Source organism: Nocardioides glacieisoli, assembly GCF_004137245.1.
Classification (GTDB): domain Bacteria; phylum Actinomycetota; class Actinomycetes; order Propionibacteriales; family Nocardioidaceae; genus Nocardioides; species Nocardioides glacieisoli.
In genome coordinates, this window is sequence record NZ_SDWS01000002.1 from 225317 (window position 1) to 247877 (window position 22561).

A 22561-nucleotide genomic window follows, 5' to 3' on the forward strand; every position below is an offset into this window, starting at 1 on the left:
ATGCGCGTTGCCCTGCTGAGCAACGTCAACCTGGACCTGGTCGGCAAGGCCCTCAAGGTCCCGTCGGAGACGTGGATCCCCCCGGGCTACGGCGAGTGGGTCGTCCTGACCTACGAGCAGGGGGCCACGGCCCTGCGCGACTTCGGTCCCGACCAGGTCGTCGTCGTGCTCGACGGCACGGCCCTCGTGGACGGGGTCGCCGACGCGGCCGTCGAGGACGAGCTGGGCGCCCACCTCGCGCACGTCGCCCGACTGGCGGCCGCTTTCCCGCACAGCCGCATCGTGGTCAGCACCCTGGACTTCCCGGCGCGGGCGATCAGGCCGGCCAGCGCCGGCCGACCCGAGGAACGGTGGTCGTCCACGTGGCGCCAGGGTCTCGAGGGTCTCGCACAGCGGGCAGACAACGTCCACGTCCTCGACCTCGCGCGCCTCGTGTCGGACGTCGGCCGGACGGGCTTCTACTCGCCGAAGATGTGGTACCTCGGCGGCCAGCCCTACGCGATGTCCGCCACGAAGCTCGTCGCCGCGGCCGTGGACGAGGCCCTCGCGCTCCCGGCCCGGACGCGCAAGAAGGTCATGGTCGTCGACCTCGACAACACCATCTGGGGAGGTGTCGTCGGCGAGGACGGCCCGGCCGGGCTGGTCATCGGCCCGAGCGGGGTCGGCGCCGCCTACCGCGACGTCCAGCGCCGGCTGAAGGAGCTCGCCGCGACGGGCGTGCTGCTGGCCGCGGTGTCGAAGAACGAGCAGGCCGACGCGGTCGCCGGGCTCGAGGACAACGCGCAGATGGTGCTGGCGCCCGACGACTTCGTGGCGATCCTCGCCGGCTGGGGTCCCAAGCCCGAGGCGATCGCCTCCCTGGGCGAGCGGCTCAACCTCGGCCTCGCCTCGTTCGTCTACCTCGACGACAACCCGGTCGAGCGCGAGGCCGTCCGCCAGGCCTTGCCGGACGTCACCGTGCTCGACTTCCCCCGCGACATCGCGGCTCTGCCGCAGGTCGTCGCGGACGCCGCGGCCGAGCACTTCTGGGTCGACCGCCTCACCGCCGAGGACGAGGCGAAGGGCGACCAGTACCGACAGGAGGCGGCGCGCGCCGAGTTTCGCGACGCCGCCGGCGGCATGGACGACTACCTCCGCCAGCTCGACGTACGCATCACGATCGCGGAGATGTCCGAGGCGCAGCGGTCGCGCACGGCCCAGCTCACCCAGAAGACCAACCAGTTCAACGTCCTGACCCGACGCCACACCGCGGAGGAGCTCGGACGGCTCGCAACCCGTCCCGACCACCACACCTTCACGGTCGCGGTCACCGACCGGTTCGGCGACGCCGGCCAGGTGGCGGTCGTGATGGTCCGGGTCGACGGCGGCACGGCCCACATCGAGAACCTGCTGATGAGCTGCCGGGTGATGGGGCGAGCGATCGAGGACAGCGTGCTCGCGGCCGTCGAGTGGCACCTCGCCGAGGAAGGCGTGCACACCGTAGAGGCGGCGTACGAGCGCTCGGACCGCAACACCCCCGTGCAGGACCTCTTCGACCGCCAGGGCTACGAGCGACTGACCGAGACGGACGAGCGGGTCACCTACCGGCGCGAGGTCGGCGCGCCCGCGCCCGACCGGCGCGACCTGCACACCGTGACCTGGGCGACGTCGTGAGGATCCACCACGTCGGTGTCGCCGTCGCGGCGATCGACGAAGTCCTCGACGACTACGTGGCGCTCGGCTACACGGTCGGTACGCGGGTCGTCGACGACGAGCGACGCGTCGAGATCGCCTTCGTGCGCAACGGCGACTACGTCATCGAGCTCGTCGCCCCGGCCGCGGCGGACTCACCGGTCGACGGCCTGCTCAAGAAGGTCGGTCCGTCGCCCTACCACCTCTGCTACGTCGTGGACGACATCGCGGTGGCCGTCCGCGAGCTGCGCTCCGCGGGCTACGTGCGGATCACCGCGCCGAGCCCGGCACCCGCGATCGGGTACGCCGCGGTGGCGTTCCTCCACCACCGTCGGGTGGGGCTGATCGAGCTGGTCGAGCTCGCGGGACCCGATCAGGGCGTCGTGGTCTGATCCGCGCTGGGCGCGCGCACGACCCGGGCGGGGACTCCCATCGCGGATGCACCGGGAGGCACGTCGCGCAGGACGACCGATCCCGCGCCGATGGTGGCCCCGTCGCCGATGGTCACCCCGCCGAAGACCACGCAGCCCTGGCCGATGAAGACGCCGTCGCCGATCCGGATCGCGCCCATCGGCTCGATGGCGTTGCGGTCGCCCTCGGACGCGTGGTTGGCGGTCGTGATGAGCGTGCTCTCCCCGATCAGGGTGCCCGAGCCGATCTCGACCCGGTCGAGCGCGTGGACGTGCACGAGGTCGCCGAGGATCGAGCGGTCCCCGATCACGATCGGGCCACCGCCCTCCTCGCAGGCCAGCCACACCTGGCTGCGGATCTCCACGCCCGAGCCCACGAAGATGCGGTCGGTGCCGCGCAGGATCCGCGGGTTCATCAGGACCGATCCCGCGCCGAACGCCCCGAAGGCCCGTCGGTAGAGGGTCTTCGAGAGGGCGTTGGCCACGTGCCAGCGGACGGAGGGCCTGGCTTCGGTGAGCCGCTGGGCCAGGTTCATCGTCACTCCTGCAGTCGTCGGCGGACGGCCGCGAGTCTAGGCGCTCAGGAGCTGGGGAGGTCCCAGGTCTCGGCGAGCACGGCGACGCGGTGGTCGAAGGTGTGCTCCGCCAGGGTGCGGCGCCGGCCGGCCTCCCGGATGCCGTCGGACCACTCGCTGTCGCGGGCTGCTCGGGTGCACAGGTCGACGAGCTCCGCGTCGTCCGACCAGGTGAGGAGGTCCACGCCGGGCTCGTAGAGTCCGCCCAGGTCCGACCGGTCGAGCAGCTGCAGACCGCCGACCCCGGACGCCTCGAACGTCCGCATGGTCAGGCCGTCCTGGTCGCCGTGGATGTTGAGGGTCGCGACGGCGGCTGCCATCTCGCGGTAGGCGTCGGCACGGGAGAGGTCGCGGGCCGAGGGGAGGTCGGGACGTCGCCACGCCCACGTGCGGAGCCGGTCGACCGGGTGAGTGGACCAGTCCCGTCCGAACGCGCGGACCGGGACGTCCCTCTCCGCGAGCATCGCGAGGACCCGCTCGCGGTTCGCGTAGCGAGCCCCGACGAACACCACCTCGTCGTTGCGCGTGCGCGCGTCCGGCTCGACGAGCCTGTGGTCGAAGGCGAGCGGCAACCACCGACTGTCGATCCCCGCCGCGCGGAAGGCCACGTCGTCCAGTGGTGAGTACGTCGCCACCGGGCCCGTCGCCGCCAGTCGCTCGAGGTCCCAGCGGGTGCGTCGCACCTCGTCGTACAACCACGTCACCCGAGGCAGGCGCAGCTCGTCGAGGAGCTCCCAGAAGGGGTCCTGGAGGGTGTCGCCCTTCACCACCACGACCACGTCCGGGCGCGCGGCCCGGACGGACTCGGTGGCGAGCTCGGTCTGGGCCCGGGCGAGGCCGCGGAGGTCCCCGAGGCGCGTACGACGGGGGAGCTCGTGCCGGAGGTGGTGCCACAGGCGGTCTCGCAGACCCGCGTTGTGGTCGTAGACCACGGTCGTCACGGTGTGCCCACCGGCCTCGAGCGCGGCCGCGATGGACGCCCAGTAGCCGTGGAACGCCGGACTGACGAGGTGGACCCGCACGCGATCAGGCCGCCGCGAGGACGACGGAGAGTGAGTGCGCCACGACGACAGCCTAGTGATGCGGGCCGGGGCTCAGCGCAGGGAAGGCACGGGGAGTCGCGTGCGCGCTGCGCGGACGATGCGGCGCTGGGCGGGCTTCTCGACGAGGTGGTGGAGGGCTGCCGCCGCCAGACCGGCGAGGAGGAACGTGCCGAGCGTGTAGAGCGCTCCCACCGGCTTGCTCGGGAAGAGGGTGACGTACTGCTCGACGGTGAAAAGGACTTGGCCGTGGAGGAGGTAGAAAGCGAAGGACAGTTCGCCCGCGTAGACCAGCGCCCGGTGCTGCAGCAGTCCCGGCGTCCCGCGGAGGTCGGCTCCCGCCGCGGCGGCGATCAGGAGGGCGAATGCGGGCAGCAGGATCACCTCCGGGATGGCACCCGGAAGGCTGCCATCGGGAACGCTGATCGCCAGCACGACGACGCCAGCTGCGGCGATGGCTGCCGGCACCGGGAACCGCGGACGCCAACCGTCGCGCACCAGGACGGCGATGACGACCCCGGCGACGAATTCGCTCAGCCGCAGTGCGGGCTGCTCGTAGAGGTAGTAGTTGATCCCGCCCTCGGGGTTTCTCTCCACGAGTGACCAGACGAGCCGGACCGCGAGGGTGAGTCCGATGAGAGCGCCTGCGCCCCACATGAACCGATGGCGCTCGACGCGGTGGCTCGCGACGATGATCAGGGGGGCGACTGCATAGAAGAAGGCCTCGACGCTCAACGACCACGAGACCCCGTTCAACGTGTTAAGTGGCGGTGGTGCCCACGCCTGGAGCAGCAACAGGTTGGCGACGACGCTCTCCCACGTGATGCGCGGATCGGTCGGGGCGAAGGCGACGACGCCGGTCGCGAGCGCGACGACGTGGGCCGGCCAGATACGCGCGAACCGGCGCACGTAGAACAGGCGGGTTTCGTCCCCGGGTCGCCACGCCCAGGTGAGCACGAAGCCGGAAAGGACGAAGAAGAACGCGACGCCGGCGCTGCCGTAGCGGACGTATCGGTCCCAGATGAGCCAGTTGTTCTCGTTGCCGCAGTGGTGCAGGAATACCGCCAGAGCGGCGAAGGCACGCAGGCTCGTCAGTCGGCGGAGGTCGGCCCCGGTGTCCACGCCGTCACAGTAGGTGAGGACCGCGCGGTGGAGGTCGACTTCGACGATGGTCGTGGGCGCTGCTGCGGGCGTCGCCCTAGGCTGCGCGGGTGACTCAGCGCCCAATGGTCGTAGACGCATTTCCGTTCAACAACGAGTTGGACCTGCTGCGGCTTCGGATCGACTACCTGGCCGACCACGTCGATCACTTCATTGTCGTCGAATCGCCGCGAACTTTCACCGGGCAGGCGAAACCGCTCCACCTGACGGAGAACATGGAGTCCTTCGCAGACGTCGCGGACCGGCTGACAATCGCGACCTACGACGCGGGCGACGCTGCGACAGCATGGGATCGCGAGAAGCTGTCGCGCGCTGCGATCCGTTCGGAGCTAGCAGCAATGCCGACGGATGCCATCGCGCTCTTGGGCGACGTGGACGAGTTTCCCAGCAGGTCGCAGCTCGCCAATCTTCGGGACGTCGAGTCGCTGGTGATCGTCCCGCTGGAAACGTTCTATCGGCGGGCCAACTGGCTCATCGAGAGCAACACGCCGTGGGTGAGGATGGCTGCCGTGCCTGTCGGACAGATCCCGCCTGACTTGCATGAGGTCAGGGCTGGCGTCGATGCCGGGTCAATCGGCGGTGAACCTGGAGCTCACCTGTCCTTCATGGGATTCGGCCCAGAAGAGCTCGCCGACAAGCTCATGGCCTTCAGCCACACCGAGTATCAATTCGCCGCTTCGGCCGCCGCTCGCGTGCTGGAGGTGTCTGACAGCCTCGCGCTCGATCATTTTGGGCGATGTGACCTCCCCGGCTGGGGAGTCCTGCAGGTGGGGCGCGAACGTCATGAGCGCGAGCTCCACCGTTGGCTGCGAGCGCGCCGGCCCGAGTGGTTCGCCCCGCGTCCGCGCGCCACTCAGATGTGGCGGGAGATGAACGCTGCTGTCATCGATGCCGCCATGCAAACTCAGGACGCCACCCTGCTGGGCCGATTGGGGACGCGCAGCACCCTGCGGCATCCTGCGGCTTATCACGCCATTCGCATACGAGCACGCCGGATAGCTGGCCGGATACGTCATCGCCGCGGTGCCTCTCGCGAGTGACGGCGACGGGATGACCCGCGGTTGGACTTGACGCGTGCCAACGCGCACCGCGCAGGGCTATCGGCACGGTCGCTCAGCGATTTCATGTCATCGATCAGCCGGCTGCCCCCTCGCCACCGCAGTGAGGTGAATGGACGCAGGCTTGCGTGCCAAGACCGGTGGTCCCGTCTAGGGTCGGAGTTGTGACGACCCGCCGCCCTTTCGTCGACGCCACGCTGATCAACGACGAACTGGACCTACTGCTGCTCCGCATGCGGTGGCTGGCACCTCATGTCGACCACTTCTACGTGGCCGAGTCGGCGGAGACCTACACCGGGCACCTGAAGCCGATGCACCTGTCGGAGAACCTCGACATGTTCGAGGAGTTCGCGGGGCAGCTCACCGTCATCACCTACGGAGGGTCGGCCGACCGCGTCGAGTGGAAGCGTGAGGAGATCGCGCGCGACTCCCTCCGGCAGGCGGTCGCCGAGCTAGACCCGAGGACCATCGTGTATTTCTCCGACCTGGACGAGCTTCCGAGTGAGACGCAGATCCGTGCCATGAAGGTAATCGACACGCCGCACTCCGTCCCGCTCGACACCTTCTACCGTCGCGCGAACTGGCGCCTTGAGTGCGAGAGTCCGATCAGCGTGGCGCGCGCGACGCCGGTGAGCACCCTCCCGGCCAACTTCACGAGCTTCCGCTGGCCGGAGGGCGAGGCGTCGTTCCCGGACTTGGCAGGTGAACGAGGGGGTCACTTCAGCTACCTGGGATTCACTGCCGACCGGCTGGCGTCGAAGCTCGCGGCCTTCAGCCACTCCGAGTTCGTCTTTGCCAAAGATGCGGCCGATCACCTCCTGACGGTCTCGGACGCCCTTGTGCTCGATCACTTCGGGCGCTCGCGACTTCCCGGCGGCGGGTTGCTGACGGTGCTGGCCTCGCCGGAGTGGAGCGACCTCCATCGATGGCTGTACGCCCGGCGCCCGGAGTGGTTCGACGAGCGACGGCCGCCCAACGCAATCTGGCGGCGCATCAACGCGGCCGCCATCGACGACGCTATGCGCGAGCAGCACCTCGGGCGGCTGGAGCGCGTGGGTGGGCCCTCCGTGTTGCGGGAGCCGGCCACCAAGCGGGTGATCCGGTCACAGCTAGGCCCGTTCAAGCGGAGGCTGCTGCGCCAACCGCGCTGATTAGCCGCCTCGGTTTGCCGCCATGGCCGTCGACGGTGCCAGACGGGCACGCCGCCACTCGCGGTGCCAGGCGAGTCGCGGGGCCGACGCGCGCCCCGTTGCTCGCAGCATCAAGCGGCACACGAGGTTCAGCACGGCGACCGCCATGAGCGTGCCCCTCGCCGCCCGCTCGCCCCCGAACTTTCTCGCGTAAAGAAGGCGCGACCGGATCATCCGTTCGCCGACGTCGACGATGCCGATGGTCGAGGCGCCACCGGTGTGCGTAACGGTCAGGTCGGGAAGTAGCCAGGCTGGCACGCCGCGGTCGCCGAGCCGCCGTTGGAGGTCGACCTCCTCCGAATACATGTAGTAGCCCTCGTCGAACCCCCCGGCGGCGGCGAAGACCTCGCGCGGAAGAACGAGGAGCGAACCCTGGAGCCAGTCGACGCGTTGGGGCCGCTCTCCGCGGGGTAGCACGTAGCCGGCCAGCCTGAGCATCCATTGCGACCGGTTGAAGCGTTGGAGGGGTAGTGCGGTCGTCACGGCGAGGTGCCGCGCCGTCGGGAAGCGACGGCCGGTGTGCTCGGGACGCCCCTGCTCGTCGGCCGATGCGGGTCCGACGACTGCAGGCATAAGTGGTTGGGCCTGCTCGATGAGCTGCGCCAGCAGCGTCGGTCCGATCCGAACGTCGCTGTTCGCGATCAACAACCAGTCCCCGGAGGCCTTGGCGGCACCGGTGTTGACCGCGGCCCCAAAGCCGCCGTTGTGCTCACGGTGGATGACCTCCACCCCCACGGTCTCAGGGAAGGGCGTCGGTGAGTGGTCGTCGACGACGATGATTTGCCGAGTGACGGACGGGCTCTGATGGCGAAGGTCGTCAACGAGAGCCAAGGCGTGACGAGGATCGCCGTAGTGCGGGATGACGACGCTCACAAGGGGCGACGCGTCTGCGGCGCCACGGCTCACGAGGAGGCGCTCTCCAAAGGAGCGAGAGAGCCCAGCTCGACCATGCGGGCGAACTCGGCATCGGCGCGTGCGACCTCGTCGAACGTGCCGACAGCTGCGACCCGGCCGTGCCTGAGGAACACGAGCTGGTCGCACATCCGGACGGTCGAGAGCCGGTGCGCGACGATGATCATCGAGAGCGATCCGGAGAGCCGCTGAATGGTGTCGGTCACGCGGCGCTCGGTGATGTTGTCGAGAGCCGAGGTCGCCTCGTCGAGCACGAGCAGCTGGGGCTTCGCATAGAGAGCACGGGCGATCCCGATCCGTTGCCGTTGTCCCCCCGACAGCCGGGCGCCTCGCTCTCCCATACTGGTCTCGAGCCCGTCGGGGAGGCTGGCGACGAACTCGTCGAGGTCGGCCTGGGTGACGGCTGCGCGCAGCGACTCTTGGTCGACGTCGTTGGCCTCGACGCCGAAGGTGATGTTCTCCCGCAGAGTGCCGTCAGTGAACCACACCTCCTGCGGCACCAGCCCGATGCCGGCACGCCAGGCGGGAAGGTCGTCGGTGATGTCGACGCCATCGACCCGGATCGTGCCTTGTGTGGGCTCGTGCATGCCGAGGATCAGGTCGACCAGCGTGCTCTTGCCCGCACCGCTTCCGCCCACAAGGGCGAGGGACCTCCCGTTCTCAAGCGTCATGCTGACGTCGTTGAGCACAGAGTTGTCCCCGTCGGGATAGGTGAAGCTGACGTTCTCGATCGTCAGCTTCTGCTGGAGGGGGAGGGCGTGAGCCGGCTTCTCGGTCGTTGCGGCCGACTCGCGGGCTGCCAGCACGTCACGGACCACATCAACGACCACCGGGTCGGAGTTCCGCATGCTGCCGAAGGTGGAGATCAACCTGACAACGCTCGGAAGAGTGCGGTATCCGGCTGCTGCGAACATCGCCACCACGCCGAGCGCGGCGTCCGTCGCGTTCGTCGCGAAGACGGTCGCCACCAGGCCGCCGAGACCGATGATGAACATGATTTCCATGACGTGCTTGGGCAGGTCGTTGAGGAACATGGTGGTGCGGTCCGCGCGAGCGATATCGAGTCGCGCCTTGGTGAACCGGTGGAGGAAGAAATCGTAGGTGCTGCGGAGCTTGATCTCCTTGACGCCACCGAGGGCGTTGATCGCGGCACCGAAGACGTCTACCTGCGCCTCGTGCGAGATCCGCCCATACTCCACCAGCCTCGGTTGGGTGATGCGCGCGTACGCGTATGCGGCGATCCCGAAGTAGAGAACCAGGCCGATGGTGGGCAGGGGAGCTACGACCACGAGCAGCCCGATCACAGCGGTCACGGTCACGGTCTCGGTCACGACGTTGATGCCACCCATGGCAACCGAGCCATAGGCACGGCCGACGGCATCCGTGCAGTTGCGCAGGAGCTCGCCCGTGTGACGCGCCTTGTGCAGGGAGTAGGGGCCGGTGAGGTAGTACTCGAGCATCTCGCGTGACGTGTCCACCTGCTGGCGCATCATGACGCCGAGCAGCCACCACCTGAAGGCGAGACCCACGAGGCCCTTCAGCAGGAAGCCGCCTAGGACGGTGCCCGCGAGAACGATGGCGAGGGTGGTCGCGTTGGTGATCCCCAGTAAGTCAGCAACCCGCCCGGGAGCACCCTCGTCAGGTGGAGTACCGGTGACCAGCTGCATGAGGGGGACGACCGCGGTGACCGATGCCACCTCGATGCCGGCCATCACGAGCGAGCCCAGCACCGCAAGCAGGAGGCGCCGCCTGGCCTTCGGCCCGAACAGCACACCGGTGCCTGGCGGGACCCTGAGGAGCTGGCCGGCTGACTTCCACGCCTTCTGCCCGAGGTTCAAAGGCAGTGGCACGTCACACCGTCCTTCGTCGTCGTCCCTCTATGGCGACACCTCGCTGGCGCCGTGACAAAGGTACACGCGGGACCGAGGTGGGCCCGGGCGTTCCATAGAACCGGGTGCGGCCGGTTGGATTGGCTACCCTCCGAACGTGATCCGGTTCATGGCCCCCGACCTCCCGACACCGAGTGGCGGCATCAAGGTCATCTACCGCTACGTCGAGCACCTGTGCGCGTTGGGGTATGACGCACGGGTCTGGCACGGGACGCCCGGTTTCCGCTACGACTCCTGGGGATCGACGGCCCCCGTGGACACGGGAGTGCGGCTCGACTTCGACGCCGGCGACGTGCTCGTGATGCCGGAGACTGGGGGCTCCAAGTGGAGCTTCCTGTCGCAGGGCCAACCGGTCGTGATGCTGTGCCAGGGCATGGATTTCGTCTTCGCGAACTCGGACTTCCTGACTGACGAGCCCGGGGCCTACCCGGGCTGGCCCCAGGCCACTGCGGCGTTGGCGGTCTCCGACGCGATCCACACCTTCCTCGAACGCGCCTGCGGCCCCGGATTCCCCCTCCACGACGTGCCCGTCCAGATCGAGGAGTGGTTCCGGCCGGCACCCAAGGAGAAGCGGATCGCCCTGATGCCTCGGCGCCGACGCGAGGACCTGCTGGGTGCGGTGCAGCTCGTCCGCCGATCGGGTCGGCTCGGCGACTGGGAGATCGTGCTGATCGACGGGATGACCCAGCAACAGGTGGCCGACGAGCTTGGGCGGGCAGCAATCTTCCTCTTCGGTGCCGAGCGCGAGGGAGTGGGTCTTCCGGGCGCCGAGGCGATGGCGGCCGGGTGCTACGTCGTGGGGTTCACCGGCGACGGAGCCAAGGAGTACATGCTCCCGGAGCACGCCTCCGTCATCGCCGACTCCGACGTGGTGGACATGTGCGACCGTACGCTCGAGGCCATGCACTGGTTCGAGCACGATCGCGCGACGTTCGACGATCGAGCCCGGCGCGGCCACGACTGGGTGCGCTCACGGCACAGCGGCGACTTGGTGCGCGAGCGGTTGCGGACCGCGTTCGAGGAGATCACAGCGCCTGGCTCGGCGTCCCTCCTGCCCGCGCCGGCGACGCTGTCCCACTACCAGGCTCACGGTGCTGCAGGCGATCGCTGGAGTCGAGCGAGGATCTCCGTCCGACGGGCCGGACGGCGCGCCCTCGACCGCGTCGAAGGGCTGCGCGCATGATCACCGCCCGGGAGGTGGCGCGCCGGATCGCAGCGCCGGGACTCGGCGTCGCGCGCAGGCGATTCGGGCAGCGAATGATCAACTGGACACCCGAGTTCATGCGCTTCGGCAATCACCTCTACCTCTGGGCCTGGGCGCACGCCCAGCGTCACGAGGAGCTGTCGCCGCGGGTGCTCATCATGCCGCGTATGCACTACTGGATCCCCTACTTCCCGGCCGCGGCACCCTGGCTCATCGAGCGCAGCGACGTGCGCCTGCTGGATCAGCGGGAGCACATCTGGGCGGACCCCCTCAGTCATACGAGCGACCCACGTGGCTTCACCAACGAGAGTCGCGCCGACTTCATCCGGGACTGGTTGCTCACGTCGCCAGCCCTCGCGACCGTCAACCCGTCCGCCGACCTCGCCGCTGATGACGTGCTGACGGTCAATGTCCGGCGGGGCGACTACTACAGCGATCCGCAGTACCGCACCGAGTTCGCGTTCGATGTCGCCACCTACCTGCGCCTCGCGGTCGAGGCGGCGCTGGCGAAGGACGGCCCGGTCCGACGCATCCACGTGGTCTCCGACGACGTCGACTGGTGCCGTGACACGCTCACGTGGCTCCCGGACGCGGCGGGCAAGATCACGTTTCCGAAGCCGGGTGAGGGCCCCATCGACAACTTCCGGGACGTGAGCTCGTCCCGCCGCCTGGTCATCTCCAACTCGACCTTCTCGATCTGGGGCGCGGCCACGGCTGCGACGGCGCTGGGCGGCGACACCAGCGTATGGGCTCCCGCCTTCTTCCAACGGCGCTATGGGCCGGGCCGTTGCTACGAGTACGACCAGGAGTGGAACTTCATCGACGCGCTCCCTGGCGGCTTCCAGCCCGACTGGGTGCTCGAGGGCGCAGTGGTCGGTCCGTCGGTCAACGACTGGACGCCCGACCGCATCTAGCTCGCGTCAGGGCGTCGGCACGGCGCCGACTCAGCTGACCTGACGAAACCGCGCGGCGGCGTAGTAGCCGAGCGCGGTGAACGATGGCTGGGCCTTGAGGACGGCCCGGAGGACTCGAGTCAGAACGGGAGAGCGGCTGCCGCTCTTGAGGCTCTGGATGGCGATGTGGGCGAGGCGTGGAGCGAGCCATGCGTCGATCTCGCGGGAGTGGCCGAGGTGCTTGCCCCAGACGCGAAGGTCGAGGATGTCCTGCTCGACCTTGGACGTGCGCTGAAGCACGTCGGTCTGGCTGTTCCCCCAACGTCGCCACGTCACCAAGGGCTCCTCCAGAAGAAGGAAGTGGTGTCCGGCAGCGGCGAGCCGGAGCCACATGTCGTAGTCCTCGACGGGAAGGGACTCGTCGTAACCGCCTACGGACCGGAGGGCATCGGTCCGCGCCATCACGCTCGGCGCGGGGATCCAGTCCGTCCGCAGCAAGGACTTGAAGAGCTCGCCATCGTGGTGCGAACGCCAGTCATCGGTGAAGAAGTCACTGAACAGCCCGGTCGGGCCGGCCGAGGGAGTCGACGCGATCCAGGCATCGCCGTAGACCAGCGCCGCGTCGGGGTCGGCTGCCAGGGCCGACACCTGCTTTGAGACACGGTCAGGTGCCATCCAGTCGTCGCCCGACAGGTGGACGACGTAGGGCGTCTCGACCAGCTCCAGCGCCTCGTTCAGGGTCTGGCACAGGCCCTCGTTCGTCGCGTGGAAGATCCTGCGGGCGTCGACCCCGTGATGCTGCAGAAGACGCTCGATCACATCGACGCTGCTGTCGGTCGAGGCGTCGTCGGTGACGATCACCCGGATGTGTGGGTGGTCCTGGGCGACCAGGGATGCGAAGGCGTCCTCCAGGAACCGTTCATGGTTGTAGCTGGTCAGGACGACGGTCACGTCGTGCGAGTCGGGGACGGCCACGGAGCGAGTCTTTCAGAGGCGCAGCCGCGAGTCAGTGACGTCGGTTCTTCCACCGCCGCACGCGGTCGATGCCGGCACGCAGGCGAGGGCTGCGGTCGAATGCCTTGACCACCGGACCGAGGTGGTGCTCGAGGTGTGCGACGCGGGCCTCCGCCTCGTGCATTCGCCACAGGGCCACGTCGAGGGACTCAAACGCCATCGACATGAGCGCCGCCGCGTGTAGGGGGTTGTTGCGGACGATCGCCTCGCGCAACTCCCGGAGCGCGTCGGCGCTAGACGACACGGACGCGTTCCGCGACGACGTCTGGATGCGGTAACGGAACAGCTCGTCGTCCAGGACGCGGGCCCGGCCGCCGTCGAGCAACAGGCGCAGCCACCACTCGTGGTCCTCGAACCCGCGCAGGTCCTCGTCGTACCCACCGAGTCGGTCGAAGTCGGCACGACGGAAGAGGGACGTGTTGTGGATGCTGTTCTCCGCGACCATCCAGGGGAGCGAGGGGTCCGGGAGATCCACAGGGCCGGTTCGCTCGCCGAAGTACGTCGCCCGGGTGCTCACGATCGCGAGTCCGGGGTCGCCCCGCAGCACCGGCACCGTCGCAGCCAGGTAGCCGGGCTCGAGCACGTCGTCGGCATCGAGCGGCAACAGGAGATCGCCGGCTGCCTGGGACATCCCGTGATTGCGTGCGGACGCAACGCCGCGGTTGTCCTGCCGGATCAGGTGGACGCCGGCCAGCAGATCAAGTGCCTCGCGGGTGGTGGGGTCGGTCGATCCATCGTCGACGACGATGACCTCGACGGGGGAGTAGGTCTGGGAGACAGCGGAGGAGACCGCTTCCCGCAGCATCGCGGGAGGCGTGTTGTAGCAGGCGATCACGATGCTCACCAGTGGGGAAGTCTCGGTCAAGGCGCCCTCATCGGTAGTCCTCGAACGACGGGCGGAAACGCACGTCGTGCAGCAGGCGGTCGGCGTATTTCAGGCACAGCGGGTGAAACACGTCGCCCAGCAAAGCAGTCCACGGCACCGGATAGCCGTCGTTGTTCCCGAGCACGTTCCCGGGCACGCGCTCCAGTCCCGGTGCCCATCTGTCCATGCGACGGTCGACCTCGCTCAACCACTCGGTCGTGAAGACCGTTGTGGGGCGCGCGGCGAATGCACCGTTCCCGAGCAGCAAACCATGGTGTCGGCGTAGAGCCCGGTGGATCGTGCCGGGTGCCGTGCTGACGGAGTCGGCGCCCAGCTCTCGGTATCCCGCGACCCACTTGCCGGGCGCTGCCTGTAATGCGTCCATACCGGCGCGGACGTCGCCGTATCCCCGCTTGATGTCCAGGTACGCGCCCCCGTGGTGGTGCAGGAGGTAGGCACGGAGGTAGTCGGACCGGTGCACGAGGGAGAGGTTGACGTAGGCCGGGTGCAAGGGGTGCGCGGGCAACGTCCACGTCGGGAGGGACTCGGGAGTCACGAGCGCGACCTCGGTGCCTGCCGCGATCGCCCGGATCTCGTCGAGCGCCGCGGCGCGGTTGGGCGTGAGCTCGTTGTCGCCCGTCCAGGTCACGAAGATCCGCAGGGGCACAGCCGGTGCCGGCCCGTCCGATGCCTTCGGGGTGTGCGACACGAAGCTGTCGGGAAAGTCTGAGTTGCCGTAGGCGTAGGGTCGGATCCGGTCGGACACGCGGTACGACCGGTCACGGAGGATCCCCGGCACCTCGGGAAGACGACGCCGTGCCACGAGCTGGGCGTGCTTGGCGTCCTTGGCGACCTGCACCAGTGAACGGCGGGTCACGCCGCAGGTCCTGGCTTCGCCGCCTTCGACACGATCTCCATCGGGTCGTCGTGGTCCATGAGCACGGTGACGATCGAGTCGCCCGTCGTCTTGTGATGGTCGGAGAACTCGAGGCCGATCCCGACGTCCCGGAACTTCGCCTGCGCCTCCTCGCCCAGGTAGTCCTTAGCCCCGGTCCCGGACAGGTACGACGTCGCCCCGACCATCTGGAGCTGCTCGAGCACGCGGTCGGCGGCCTTCGCGTGCGGGGGATCGGTGACCACGACCTCGGTGGTGATCCCGAGGTAGTCGCGCATCGACAGGATCATCCGGTGGTTGATCTCGGCGAGGTTGTGCGAGTCGACTGCGTGGATCATCCCCAGGACGTCGGCGCTGCGGTCCTTCCAGTGCCGGGCGCTGCGGTAGCGGCCGGTGATCGAGGACTCGAGGTGGTCCTGCCAGCCCGGCTTCACCAAGGTCTCGTTGATCGGGATCAGGTGCGGCTTGGTCTCGAGCGGCAGGGTGACCCACGACTCGCGCATCATCACCCGGCGCTGCACCCAGTGCTTCTGGAGCTGGTCGTGCACGGCCAGGACGAAGAGGTCGCAGTTGACCATCTTGAACCAGAACCCCGGCCACGGCAGGAGGTCGGGCTGGTGGATCGCGACCTTCACCTGCGAACCGTCCGGACGAGCGCGTACTGCTCGGCGTACGGCACGAGGCGCACCTGCCCGAGTGCGCCGGCGATCTGACGGACGCTGTTGATCGGGTGGACTTCCGTGGGGATCTCCGACTGGTAGGCCTGGCAGGCGGCCTCCTTGGCGGTGATCTGCTCCTCGGTCAGCGCCTCGAAGACGTTCCACCGCAGGTCGGTGGGGTAGAGGTTCACGTCGTAGACCGCGATGTCGTAGACGTAGACGCTCGGCGGGAACCAGTGGTCGAGCGACATCGACACCCGGCACGAGCGCATGCCGGCCTCGTAGACCGCGATGTGGTCCTGGTGGAGCGAGGGGTACGGGAGGTAGAGCTCCTCGGGCTTGAGCTCGGCCATGATCGCGTCGATGGCGCCGACCATCTCGGTCATGTGCTGCGGCGTCTGGCCGTCAGGGAAACCGAGCCGTCGCGACTCGTTGACGCCGAGGATCTTCATTGCCTCGTCGTGCTCGCGTGCTCGCGTCTCGCCGCTATCGGTCATCACGACGACCACGCACTCGTCGGGGTGCTTGGCCATCAGGCCGCCGCAGCCCATGGCCTCGTCGTCCATGTGGGGGGCCAGGATCAGCCGCTTCATCGCGCTCCTCCGGTGGTCATTGTCCCGGAGTCTAGTGAGGCAGCTGCGTCGGCGAGGGGCCCTGACACAATGCCGCCGTGGGCAAGCCTCGAGTGGTCGTGATCGCCACGACGATCGGGTACGACGGTGTACCGCACGCGGGTGGCACCTACATGAAGGCCCTCTCCGACCTCATGTCCCCACTCGTCGACCTGACGGTGATGGTGCCCGGCAGCCGGGGGAACCGGGAGGCGGCCGAGAAGCCGGGTGCACCGGAGCGAACCATCCCGTTGGGGCTGGAAGCCGGGCGGAACCTGCTCGAGCGTGCTGCCAACCGCGCATCGCTGATCCTCGACGCCCGGTTGCGCCGCCGTGACCCCGGGCTTCCCTATCTCCCGCTGCTCGTCGGGCTCGCAGGGTCCGCTGAGGCACGCCGACTGGTGCGCGAGGCGGACGTCATCGACCTCCAGTGGTCGGACTCCATCCGCCTCGTTCACCTGCTTCGCCGGATGAACCCGCGGGCACGGATCGTCGGGACGTTCCACGACGTGATGTCCCAGTCCTTCGCCCGTGAGCCGCAGGACACGGAGGACGCGCGACGCTACTGGCATGGCGTGGTCGGCCGGTCCCGTCGCCACGAGGCGAGGATGGTGCGAGCCCTCGACGAGGTACTGGTCTTCAGCGACAAGGACGCGGTGCTGCTCGGCTCGCCGGAGTCCGCCCGGGTCGTCCGTCCACCACTGCACGACGGCGACCATCGGGAACACGTGCCGCCTGCGCCCGCTGCTGGGACGGTGCTGGTGGTGTCCTATCTGGCTCGCCAGGAGAACGACAAGGCGGCCATCTGGACCGTCACCGACGTGTGGCCGACGGTGTCGGCCCGCGTGCCGCGAGCGCGGCTGCGCCTGGTGGGAGGCGGAGCAGGTGACCAGTTGAAGGACGCCGTGGGCCCGGCGGACCGGGTCGAGCTGGCCGGCTTCGTCGACGATCTCGGGCCGGAGTACGCCGCCGCCGCCGTGGCGTTGGTTCCCGTGATGCAGGGCGCCGGGGTGAAGTTCAAGACCATCGAGGCGGTGCTGCACGGTGTGCCGGTGGTGAGCACGCACGTGGGGGCTGAGGGCGTGGGTCCGGACGAGTTGTTCGTCCAGGTCGCCGATGACCCGGTCGCGCTGTCCGATGCGCTCGTCCGCGTGCTCACGGACCCGGCCGCAGTGATCCCGGTCGCCGAGGCCGCACAGCGCTGGGCGGAGCGGGAGTTCTCCGCCGAGCGTTTTGTGGAGTCCGTCTCCGCCGCATGGGCGCTGTGAGGTTCAGACCAGTTCGCGCCGACGCATCTCGTCGGCCAGCTCGCTCCACATGTGCTCGGCATTGAAGGTCATCTCGACCGATGTGCGAGCCGCGGAGCCGAGTCGAGCGCGCAGCGCCTCGTCGTCCCGCAGTCGGACGAGCGCCTCACCCCAGCCAGCCGAGTCGCCCGGCGCGACAAGTAGACCGGTGCGCTCGTGCTGGACGTAGTCCGCCATCGCTGGCGTGTCAGTCGCCACGACGCAGCATCCGCTGGACGACGCCTCCAGCGCCACGCTGGAGCCTGTGGGGTACGTGAGGACGCGGGTGGGGATCGCGACCACCTTGGAGCGGCGGAGCAGCGCCCGGTACTCCTCGCGGGGAACCGTGCCGACGACGGTGACGTTGTCGGGGACCCGCAGTCCCGCGAGATTCTCGGGTCGGCACACGAGCTGCAGGCGCAGGGTGGTTCCCGCGATGGCGTCGAACAGAGTGGCGTAGTCGCGCCCGCGGTCCTGGCCTACGGCGAGGAGGTCAATGTCGCGCTCCGAGTCGTCGCCGGGCACGTAGTAGCGGTGCGAGACCCCGTAGGTGATGGGGAAGAGCTGGTCCTCACGGAAACCCGCGTCGGCGAATACCGATGCCTCGTGTCGGCTCAGGTGCGTGATGAGGTCGGCGCCGCGGTAGATCCTGCTGAGCTCCTCCCGGCGCTGCGGGGTCGCGCACTGGAGGTCGTCGGCGAGCCAGCACGACCAGATCACGAGTGGTCGACGCGCGTACGGAGGAACGCGCCGCTGCTTCAGGATGGCGGGCAGGGCACCCTCGCGCTCGAGGAGCGCGACGACGACGTCGGCGGACCCCGCTGCGACCATGCCGCGCAGTGGCAGCGCCACGCTGTACTCCGTCCGGTGCTCGATCTTGCGCCTGAGCCTGTCGACGATCGCGCTGTCGATGTTGGAGCGGACCGTGATGTCCAGCCCGGCCCGACCAAGGGCGTCCACCTCGTAGGGCAGGGCGGCGGGAGCCGCGCCGCGGGCATACTCCGCCCGCCACGCGCCGAGGTCGTGTCCGCTCAGCACGAGGGCGCGAGGGCGACGGACGTCGTCGTTCATCACGGTCAGGAGGCTCCGATCGAGAGAAGGTGCTGCACGCGCCGGTCGAACTCCCGCTCGAACGTGTGCCCGGCTGCGAATTCGAGCCCGGCCTGGCGCGTTCGCGCCACCTCGGTCAGATCAGCGGCGAGCGACCCAACCAGCTCGGCCAGGTCCGCGCTGGCCGCGGCTGACAACCACCCGCCTCCGCTCTCTGCCTGCAGCGAGCGCCAGTAGCGGTTGTCGTACCCCGCGACCGGGGTTCCACAACTCATGGACTCGAGGAACGTCGACGCCGAGTCGCCCTGCGGGTGGGGCAGCACCATCAGGTCGACCTCGTCCCGGACGAACGGCACCCACTGGCTCGCGAAGTCGAGGCGCCCGAGCACCCGCACGGCCGGGTGCGGGTCCGCGCACAGCTGGTCCTCCAGCGGGCCGCCACCGAGCAGCGAGAGTCGGACAGGGATGCCGTCGTCGTGGAGCTGCTTGGTGACCCGGACCGCGTCGAGCACGCCCTTCTGCTCGATCCAGCGTCCGGAGAAGGCGAGACGCAGCGTGTCGGCCGGCGGCGGTGCCGCGGCGCCCGCAGACGCGACCTGGGCGTCGGTGACGCGGGTGTCGAAGTAGAGGAGCGGGCTGCGCGACAGTCCGGCGTAGGTGGCGTAGGTGTCCAGGCCGTTGCACTGGAGGCCGTCCGCACGTCGGATCATGCGGCGGAGGAGGACGCCCCGACGGCTGAGGCCGACGGCCGTGCGGGCACGGTCGACGGAGGACAGACGCGGGTCCAGCCGCACGTTGTCCCACCTGACGCGCAGCGGGTAGTCGCTCACGAGTGCGCACGGCAAGCCGAGGCCGAGCAGCTCCGCGTTCTCCAGCTCGAGAGGTGCGAGGACCGTGCGCGGCGCGATGCCACGGACGGTCGTGGCGGTGTCATCGGTGAAGGAAACGTCGAAGGCGAGGTCCTGCGGCCGTGGCCAGTCGAACGGCTGGCTTCGCTCGTCGACCTCGCCTGCCCGAGCGACGAAGTGCACGTCCCCCGGCCAGCTGGTTGCGTAGCGCTCCATGCCCGCAGCGGTCTTGGGGTCGACCTGGACGCGTCCGTCCCGGGTGGTGGCCAGTCGTCCGGGCGAGATCACGCACAGGGTTCCGGACACGCGCTGCAGTCTAGGTGCGGCTGCGACGCAACAGGTCGATCTCCTGCCGGGCTGTAGCCAGGGGCCGAACGTCGGTGCCGGCGAGCTGGCGCACCGCATTGAAGACGAGGTTCGCACCGGTTGCCAGCGTGAGCGCGACTCGGAGACGGCGCTGGCTGGCCCACTTGTCGGCGTACAGCAGTTGGCCCTCGACGAGCCAACGGCGCCGAGACTCAGACGGCGACGAGCCACCACCCTCGTGGACGACCGTGGGCGAGCGGAGCGCCACTGCTGTCACGCCGCGCTCGCGCAGCCGCCGCTGGAGGTCGATCTCCTCGGAGTTCATGAAGAACCGCTCGTCGAAGCCGCCCACGGCACGGAACTCCGCGGTCGGGATCCACATCGCGGCGCCGACGACCCAGTCCACCTCGGCCTCGACGCGGTGCGCGCGCACGTCGTGGCCGACCGCGCGGTGCCAGGCGGACGTCTCGCGGAAGCGAGCCAGTGGGGTCAGCCACGCGGCGACCTGGTGGCGGACCCGCGGGAAGTCGCGGCCGACCCACGCCTCGCGTCCGCGCTCGTCGATCATCCGCGGTGCCAGGACGGATTTCGGACGTGTGCGGGCGGCCGCGACCATGTCGGCCACGAAGGTGGGCTCGACGACGAGGTCGCTGTTGAGCACCAGGACCGCGGCGCCGGTGGCCGCACCGACACCCGAGTTCACGTTGGCACCGAAGCCGCCGTTGGCCGTCCTCCGGACCACCTCGACCCCGGGACGATCGGGGAAGGGGTCGGGCGACGCGTCGTCGGCGACGATCACCTGAACCGGATGGGTCTGGGCGGCGAGCTGGTCGAGGAGGGCGAGAGTGGGAGCGGGGTCGCCGTGGTGCGGCACCACCACGCTCACCGATTCGACGTCGCTGGGCGCGTCCCTGACCCATTCGACGTCCCCCACGCGTCGACCGGCCACCGCCGCTGCCTCAACGGCCCAGGCGACCGCCTTGCCACGCACCCGACGCGGCAGACGGGGCAGCGCAGCGTCGACGCGCGCCCCGAGCGCGGCCGCAGCGGTCCGTGAGTCGATCCGGGCGGCGGTAGAAGCGACGGCCCGGTTCCACGGGTCCCGTGCCGTGGCGGTCGTCGGATGTGTGCCGGGGTGGCGCGCCTCGAAGTCGAGGGCCGAGGCGCCCGAGGTGAAGGCGCGGGCGGCCCTGCTGGCCGTGTCCGTCGCCGGTCCGCGGTGCTCCACCTCGAGCGCGCGGTCGATGACGATCTCCACGCCCGAGCTCGCCAGCCGCAGGCCGAGCTCGGAGTCCTCGCGGTAGCCCATCGTGGTGTCGAAGCCACCGACCGCGTCGTAGGCGGTCTTCGGCACGGAGTTGCACGCGGCCCAGTGCCGCCAGCGCTCGTCCTCGGGGCGTGCGTACGCCTCGGCGAGCAGGCGTTCGTTGGCCGGCCTCCCGTAGGCCGCGGCGTACGGCGTCTCCGGGAACACGTCGCGCGTGAGCGAGATGACGCCGAGAGGTTGTGCCCCTGCGGGCCGGGAGCGGTGGTGCCGCAGGTGACCCGCGAGGAAGCCCGGCGGCGGAGTCAGGTCGTCGTCGCACCGCAGGACGATCTCCCCTGCGGCCTCGCGATAGCCGGTCACCAACGCCGCTGCCACCCCGGTCGCACCATCGGTGTCGACCACGCGGAGCGGGATGCGGTCGGCGTACTCCTCGATCAACGCCCGGCTGCCGTCCACGTCGCCGTCGAGGATGAAGACGACCTCCCATGCCTCGTCCAGCACCTGGGTGGTGAGTGCGTCCAGCAACACCGGAAGTCGAGTAGCACCACCACGCGTCGGCACGACGACGGAGACGGCGAGGTCGGACACACCTCGATCCTAGGAGGCAGGGCTACTGCTCGATCGGTGCCTCTGCACCTTCCAGCTCGGCGAAGACGGTCTCAACGAGCTCGAGGATGTTGTCCTCGCCCCTGACTGGTCCGCCAGCGAGCAGGCCGTCGGCGCCGAGGAGGACCGCCGAGGGATTGCTGGTGATCCCGAGGACGCGTTGCACGTTGAGCTCGGGCTCCCAGGTCGCCAGGTCCTTGCGGTGGCCGGCGTGCTCGGCAACGTTCTCGTCGAAGTAGACCGCGAGAATCCCTACGGCCGGGTCGAGGCGATCTGCCCATCCGTCGAGCTGCGCGGCGATCCGCTGGCACGACGCGCAGTGCGTGTTGAGGAAGAAGAGGAAGCGGGCCTGCGTGCTGGCGATCTCCGCCAGGGTGGACGACTTCCCATTGAGCCGGGTGAGGACGCCGTAGGGGATCGGCTGGCGCTCGTAGTCGAGCAGTTCGACGTCAGCACCGGAGGGACTGGTGGCCGAACCGCGCGATGCCGGAGCGGCGATCAGCAAGGCGACCGCGACGGCTGCTGCCGTGGCGAGCAGCGCCCACCACCCTGCTGCGCCCAGCGCACCGAAGGCCTCCGGCGCGGAGCCGTCATCGAGGACGTACCAGAGAACGAGGGCGGCCAGCACGGACAGCAGCACGTTGCGGCCGAGGGTCTGCGGCCCCACCTCGTGGTGGCCGATGCTGCCGAAGCACGAGCACGACACCGGCTCGTCGAACCGGAGGGCACGGGCGATCAGCGCGGTGTAGGCCAGCATCAGGAGCAGGACGGCCGCCGCCGGCAACCATGCGACAGCAGCGGGTGACGCGAGCAGGAGGATCGCGAGCACGATCTCGACCCACGGCAGGGCGGCGGCGCTCGGGCCGGCCGGAACCACGCTCGGCACCCGCAGCGCGACGAACGCGTCCTGGGTCGCCCTCGCGTCGCGCAGCTTTGCCACGCCACTCGTCAGCAGCACTGCGGACAGAGTGAGCACGACGACAAGAGGTGCGACCGGTGCCGACGACATGGCCGAATCGTACGGGCGCGTCAGCCATGGTGGTGCCCCGTGGAGACCGGCGGGACGAAGGAGGCGCGACCGCAGCGTTCCTATCGTTCGTTCCGGCAAGCCTGGTGGAGCGCTTGGGCTGGGTCTGCTCCTCAGGATTCAG

The 22561-nt window shown here is 69.3% G+C and carries 21 protein-coding genes; 7 read left to right on the plus strand and 14 right to left on the minus strand.

The features are described from left to right. Together EUA06_RS05225 and EUA06_RS05230 are read left to right on the plus strand one after the other, a co-directional pair. Window positions 1–1653 carry an HAD-IIIC family phosphatase gene (locus tag EUA06_RS05225; RefSeq protein WP_129473964.1) on the plus strand — a complete coding sequence of 551 codons (1653 nt, stop codon included), beginning with the start codon at window positions 1–3 and terminating at the stop codon, window positions 1651–1653. After that, a complete protein-coding gene (locus tag EUA06_RS05230) occupies window positions 1650–2063 on the plus strand; it encodes a VOC family protein (protein WP_165354268.1) in 414 nt (137 codons plus the stop codon). Before EUA06_RS05225 ends, EUA06_RS05230 begins: the two co-directional genes overlap by 4 nt. Here EUA06_RS05230 and EUA06_RS05235 read toward each other — a convergent pair. The 3 genes from EUA06_RS05235 to EUA06_RS05245 all read right to left on the minus strand — a co-directional run bounded on the left by EUA06_RS05235 (window position 2045) and on the right by EUA06_RS05245 (window position 4818). Further along, complete coding sequence (locus tag EUA06_RS05235) at window positions 2045–2617, minus strand: acyltransferase (RefSeq protein ID WP_129473966.1); 573 nt, start codon at window positions 2615–2617, stop codon at window positions 2045–2047. The two genes, EUA06_RS05230 and EUA06_RS05235, sit on opposite strands and share 19 nt — an antisense overlap. 44 nt (window positions 2618–2661) lie before the next feature. Further along, complete coding sequence (locus EUA06_RS05240) at window positions 2662–3678, minus strand: CgeB family protein (protein WP_129473967.1); 1017 nt, start codon at window positions 3676–3678, stop codon at window positions 2662–2664. A 72-nt stretch (window positions 3679–3750) separates the two neighbouring features. Next, a complete protein-coding gene (locus EUA06_RS05245; RefSeq protein ID WP_165354269.1) occupies window positions 3751–4818 on the minus strand; it encodes an acyltransferase family protein in 1068 nt (355 codons plus the stop codon). Between the two features lie 89 nt (window positions 4819–4907). Here EUA06_RS05245 and EUA06_RS05250 point away from each other — a divergent pair, with 89 nt between their 5' ends. Both EUA06_RS05250 and EUA06_RS05255 read left to right on the plus strand, forming a co-directional pair. Further along, window positions 4908–5897 (plus strand): glycosyltransferase family 17 protein, encoded by a 990-nt coding sequence (locus EUA06_RS05250; protein WP_129473969.1) that lies wholly within the window; start codon window positions 4908–4910, stop codon window positions 5895–5897. Window positions 5898–6079: 182 nt separating this feature from the next. Then, window positions 6080–7066 (plus strand): glycosyltransferase family 17 protein, encoded by a 987-nt coding sequence (locus EUA06_RS05255; RefSeq protein ID WP_165354270.1) that lies wholly within the window; start codon window positions 6080–6082, stop codon window positions 7064–7066. On the opposite strand, the gene EUA06_RS05260 is transcribed toward EUA06_RS05255, so the two are convergent. Together EUA06_RS05260 and EUA06_RS05265 are read right to left on the minus strand one after the other, a co-directional pair. Beyond that, a complete protein-coding gene (locus EUA06_RS05260) occupies window positions 7067–7978 on the minus strand; it encodes a glycosyltransferase family 2 protein (protein WP_165354271.1) in 912 nt (303 codons plus the stop codon). It lies immediately after the preceding gene. Window positions 7979–8007: 29 nt separating this feature from the next. After that, entirely contained in the window at window positions 8008–9867 is a 1860-nt protein-coding gene (locus EUA06_RS05265) for an ABC transporter ATP-binding protein (RefSeq protein ID WP_129473972.1), read from the minus strand. Window positions 9868–10003: 136 nt separating this feature from the next. Between EUA06_RS05265 and EUA06_RS05270 the strand changes: the two genes are divergently transcribed. Both EUA06_RS05270 and EUA06_RS05275 read left to right on the plus strand, forming a co-directional pair. After that, a complete protein-coding gene (locus tag EUA06_RS05270) occupies window positions 10004–11089 on the plus strand; it encodes a glycosyltransferase (protein WP_129473973.1) in 1086 nt (361 codons plus the stop codon). After that, the gene (locus EUA06_RS05275) at window positions 11086–12024 is read left to right on the plus strand and encodes an alpha-1,2-fucosyltransferase (protein WP_129473974.1); all 939 of its coding nucleotides are present in this window, start codon (window positions 11086–11088) and stop codon (window positions 12022–12024) included. The genes EUA06_RS05270 and EUA06_RS05275 overlap by 4 nt, the downstream gene beginning before the upstream one ends. Before the next feature lie 30 nt (window positions 12025–12054). Here the strand turns inward: EUA06_RS05275 and EUA06_RS05280 are convergent, their stop codons facing one another. Genes EUA06_RS05280 through EUA06_RS05300 form a run of 5 tightly spaced genes read right to left on the minus strand, consistent with a single transcriptional unit; the run spans window position 12055 to window position 16029 of the window. Next, window positions 12055–12978, minus strand: coding sequence for a glycosyltransferase (locus EUA06_RS05280; protein WP_129473975.1), 924 nt, complete (start codon window positions 12976–12978; stop codon window positions 12055–12057). A gap of 31 nt (window positions 12979–13009) precedes the next feature. Beyond that, on the minus strand, window positions 13010–13861 hold the full coding sequence (locus EUA06_RS05285) for a glycosyltransferase (RefSeq protein WP_129473976.1): 852 nt from the start codon (window positions 13859–13861) through the stop codon (window positions 13010–13012). A gap of 28 nt (window positions 13862–13889) precedes the next feature. After that, window positions 13890–14759, minus strand: a complete 870-nt coding sequence (locus tag EUA06_RS05290; protein WP_129473977.1) for a glycosyltransferase family 32 protein — start codon at window positions 14757–14759, stop codon at window positions 13890–13892. Continuing rightward, window positions 14756–15412, minus strand: a complete 657-nt coding sequence (locus EUA06_RS05295) for a WbqC family protein (RefSeq protein ID WP_129473978.1) — start codon at window positions 15410–15412, stop codon at window positions 14756–14758. The genes EUA06_RS05290 and EUA06_RS05295 overlap by 4 nt, the downstream gene beginning before the upstream one ends. Beyond that, window positions 15409–16029, minus strand: a complete 621-nt coding sequence (locus tag EUA06_RS05300; RefSeq protein WP_129473979.1) for a PIG-L deacetylase family protein — start codon at window positions 16027–16029, stop codon at window positions 15409–15411. Before EUA06_RS05300 ends, EUA06_RS05295 begins: the two co-directional genes overlap by 4 nt. 77 nt (window positions 16030–16106) lie before the next feature. On the opposite strand from EUA06_RS05300, the gene EUA06_RS05305 reads away from it, so the two are divergent. Next, the gene (locus tag EUA06_RS05305) at window positions 16107–17315 is read left to right on the plus strand and encodes a glycosyltransferase (RefSeq protein ID WP_129473980.1); all 1209 of its coding nucleotides are present in this window, start codon (window positions 16107–16109) and stop codon (window positions 17313–17315) included. A 3-nt stretch (window positions 17316–17318) separates the two neighbouring features. Here the strand turns inward: EUA06_RS05305 and EUA06_RS05310 are convergent, their stop codons facing one another. Genes EUA06_RS05310 through EUA06_RS05325 form a run of 4 tightly spaced genes read right to left on the minus strand, consistent with a single transcriptional unit; the run spans window position 17319 to window position 22419 of the window. Further along, window positions 17319–18404, minus strand: coding sequence for a glycosyltransferase family 4 protein (locus tag EUA06_RS05310; RefSeq protein WP_242498018.1), 1086 nt, complete (start codon window positions 18402–18404; stop codon window positions 17319–17321). Between the two features lie 5 nt (window positions 18405–18409). After that, the gene (locus EUA06_RS05315; RefSeq protein ID WP_165354272.1) at window positions 18410–19537 is read right to left on the minus strand and encodes a glycosyltransferase; all 1128 of its coding nucleotides are present in this window, start codon (window positions 19535–19537) and stop codon (window positions 18410–18412) included. 10 nt (window positions 19538–19547) lie between these two features. Next, a complete protein-coding gene (locus EUA06_RS05320; protein WP_129473983.1) occupies window positions 19548–21392 on the minus strand; it encodes a glycosyltransferase family 2 protein in 1845 nt (614 codons plus the stop codon). Between the two features lie 22 nt (window positions 21393–21414). Further along, complete coding sequence (locus EUA06_RS05325) at window positions 21415–22419, minus strand: TlpA family protein disulfide reductase (RefSeq protein ID WP_129473984.1); 1005 nt, start codon at window positions 22417–22419, stop codon at window positions 21415–21417. Window positions 22420–22561 lie beyond the last annotated feature (142 nt).

Coding starts and splice junctions, on each gene's coding strand:
- EUA06_RS05225 (WP_129473964.1), top strand. CDS start 1: ATGCGCGTTGCCCTGCTGAGCAACGTCAACCTGGACCTGGTCGGCAAG.
- EUA06_RS05235 (WP_129473966.1), bottom strand. CDS start 2,617: ATGAACCTGGCCCAGCGGCTCACCGAAGCCAGGCCCTCCGTCCGCTGG.
- EUA06_RS05275 (WP_129473974.1), top strand. CDS start 11,086: ATGATCACCGCCCGGGAGGTGGCGCGCCGGATCGCAGCGCCGGGACTC.
- EUA06_RS05300 (WP_129473979.1), bottom strand. CDS start 16,029: ATGAAGCGGCTGATCCTGGCCCCCCACATGGACGACGAGGCCATGGGC.
- EUA06_RS05310 (WP_242498018.1), bottom strand. CDS start 18,404: ATGAACGACGACGTCCGTCGCCCTCGCGCCCTCGTGCTGAGCGGACAC.
- EUA06_RS05325 (WP_129473984.1), bottom strand. CDS start 22,419: ATGTCGTCGGCACCGGTCGCACCTCTTGTCGTCGTGCTCACTCTGTCC.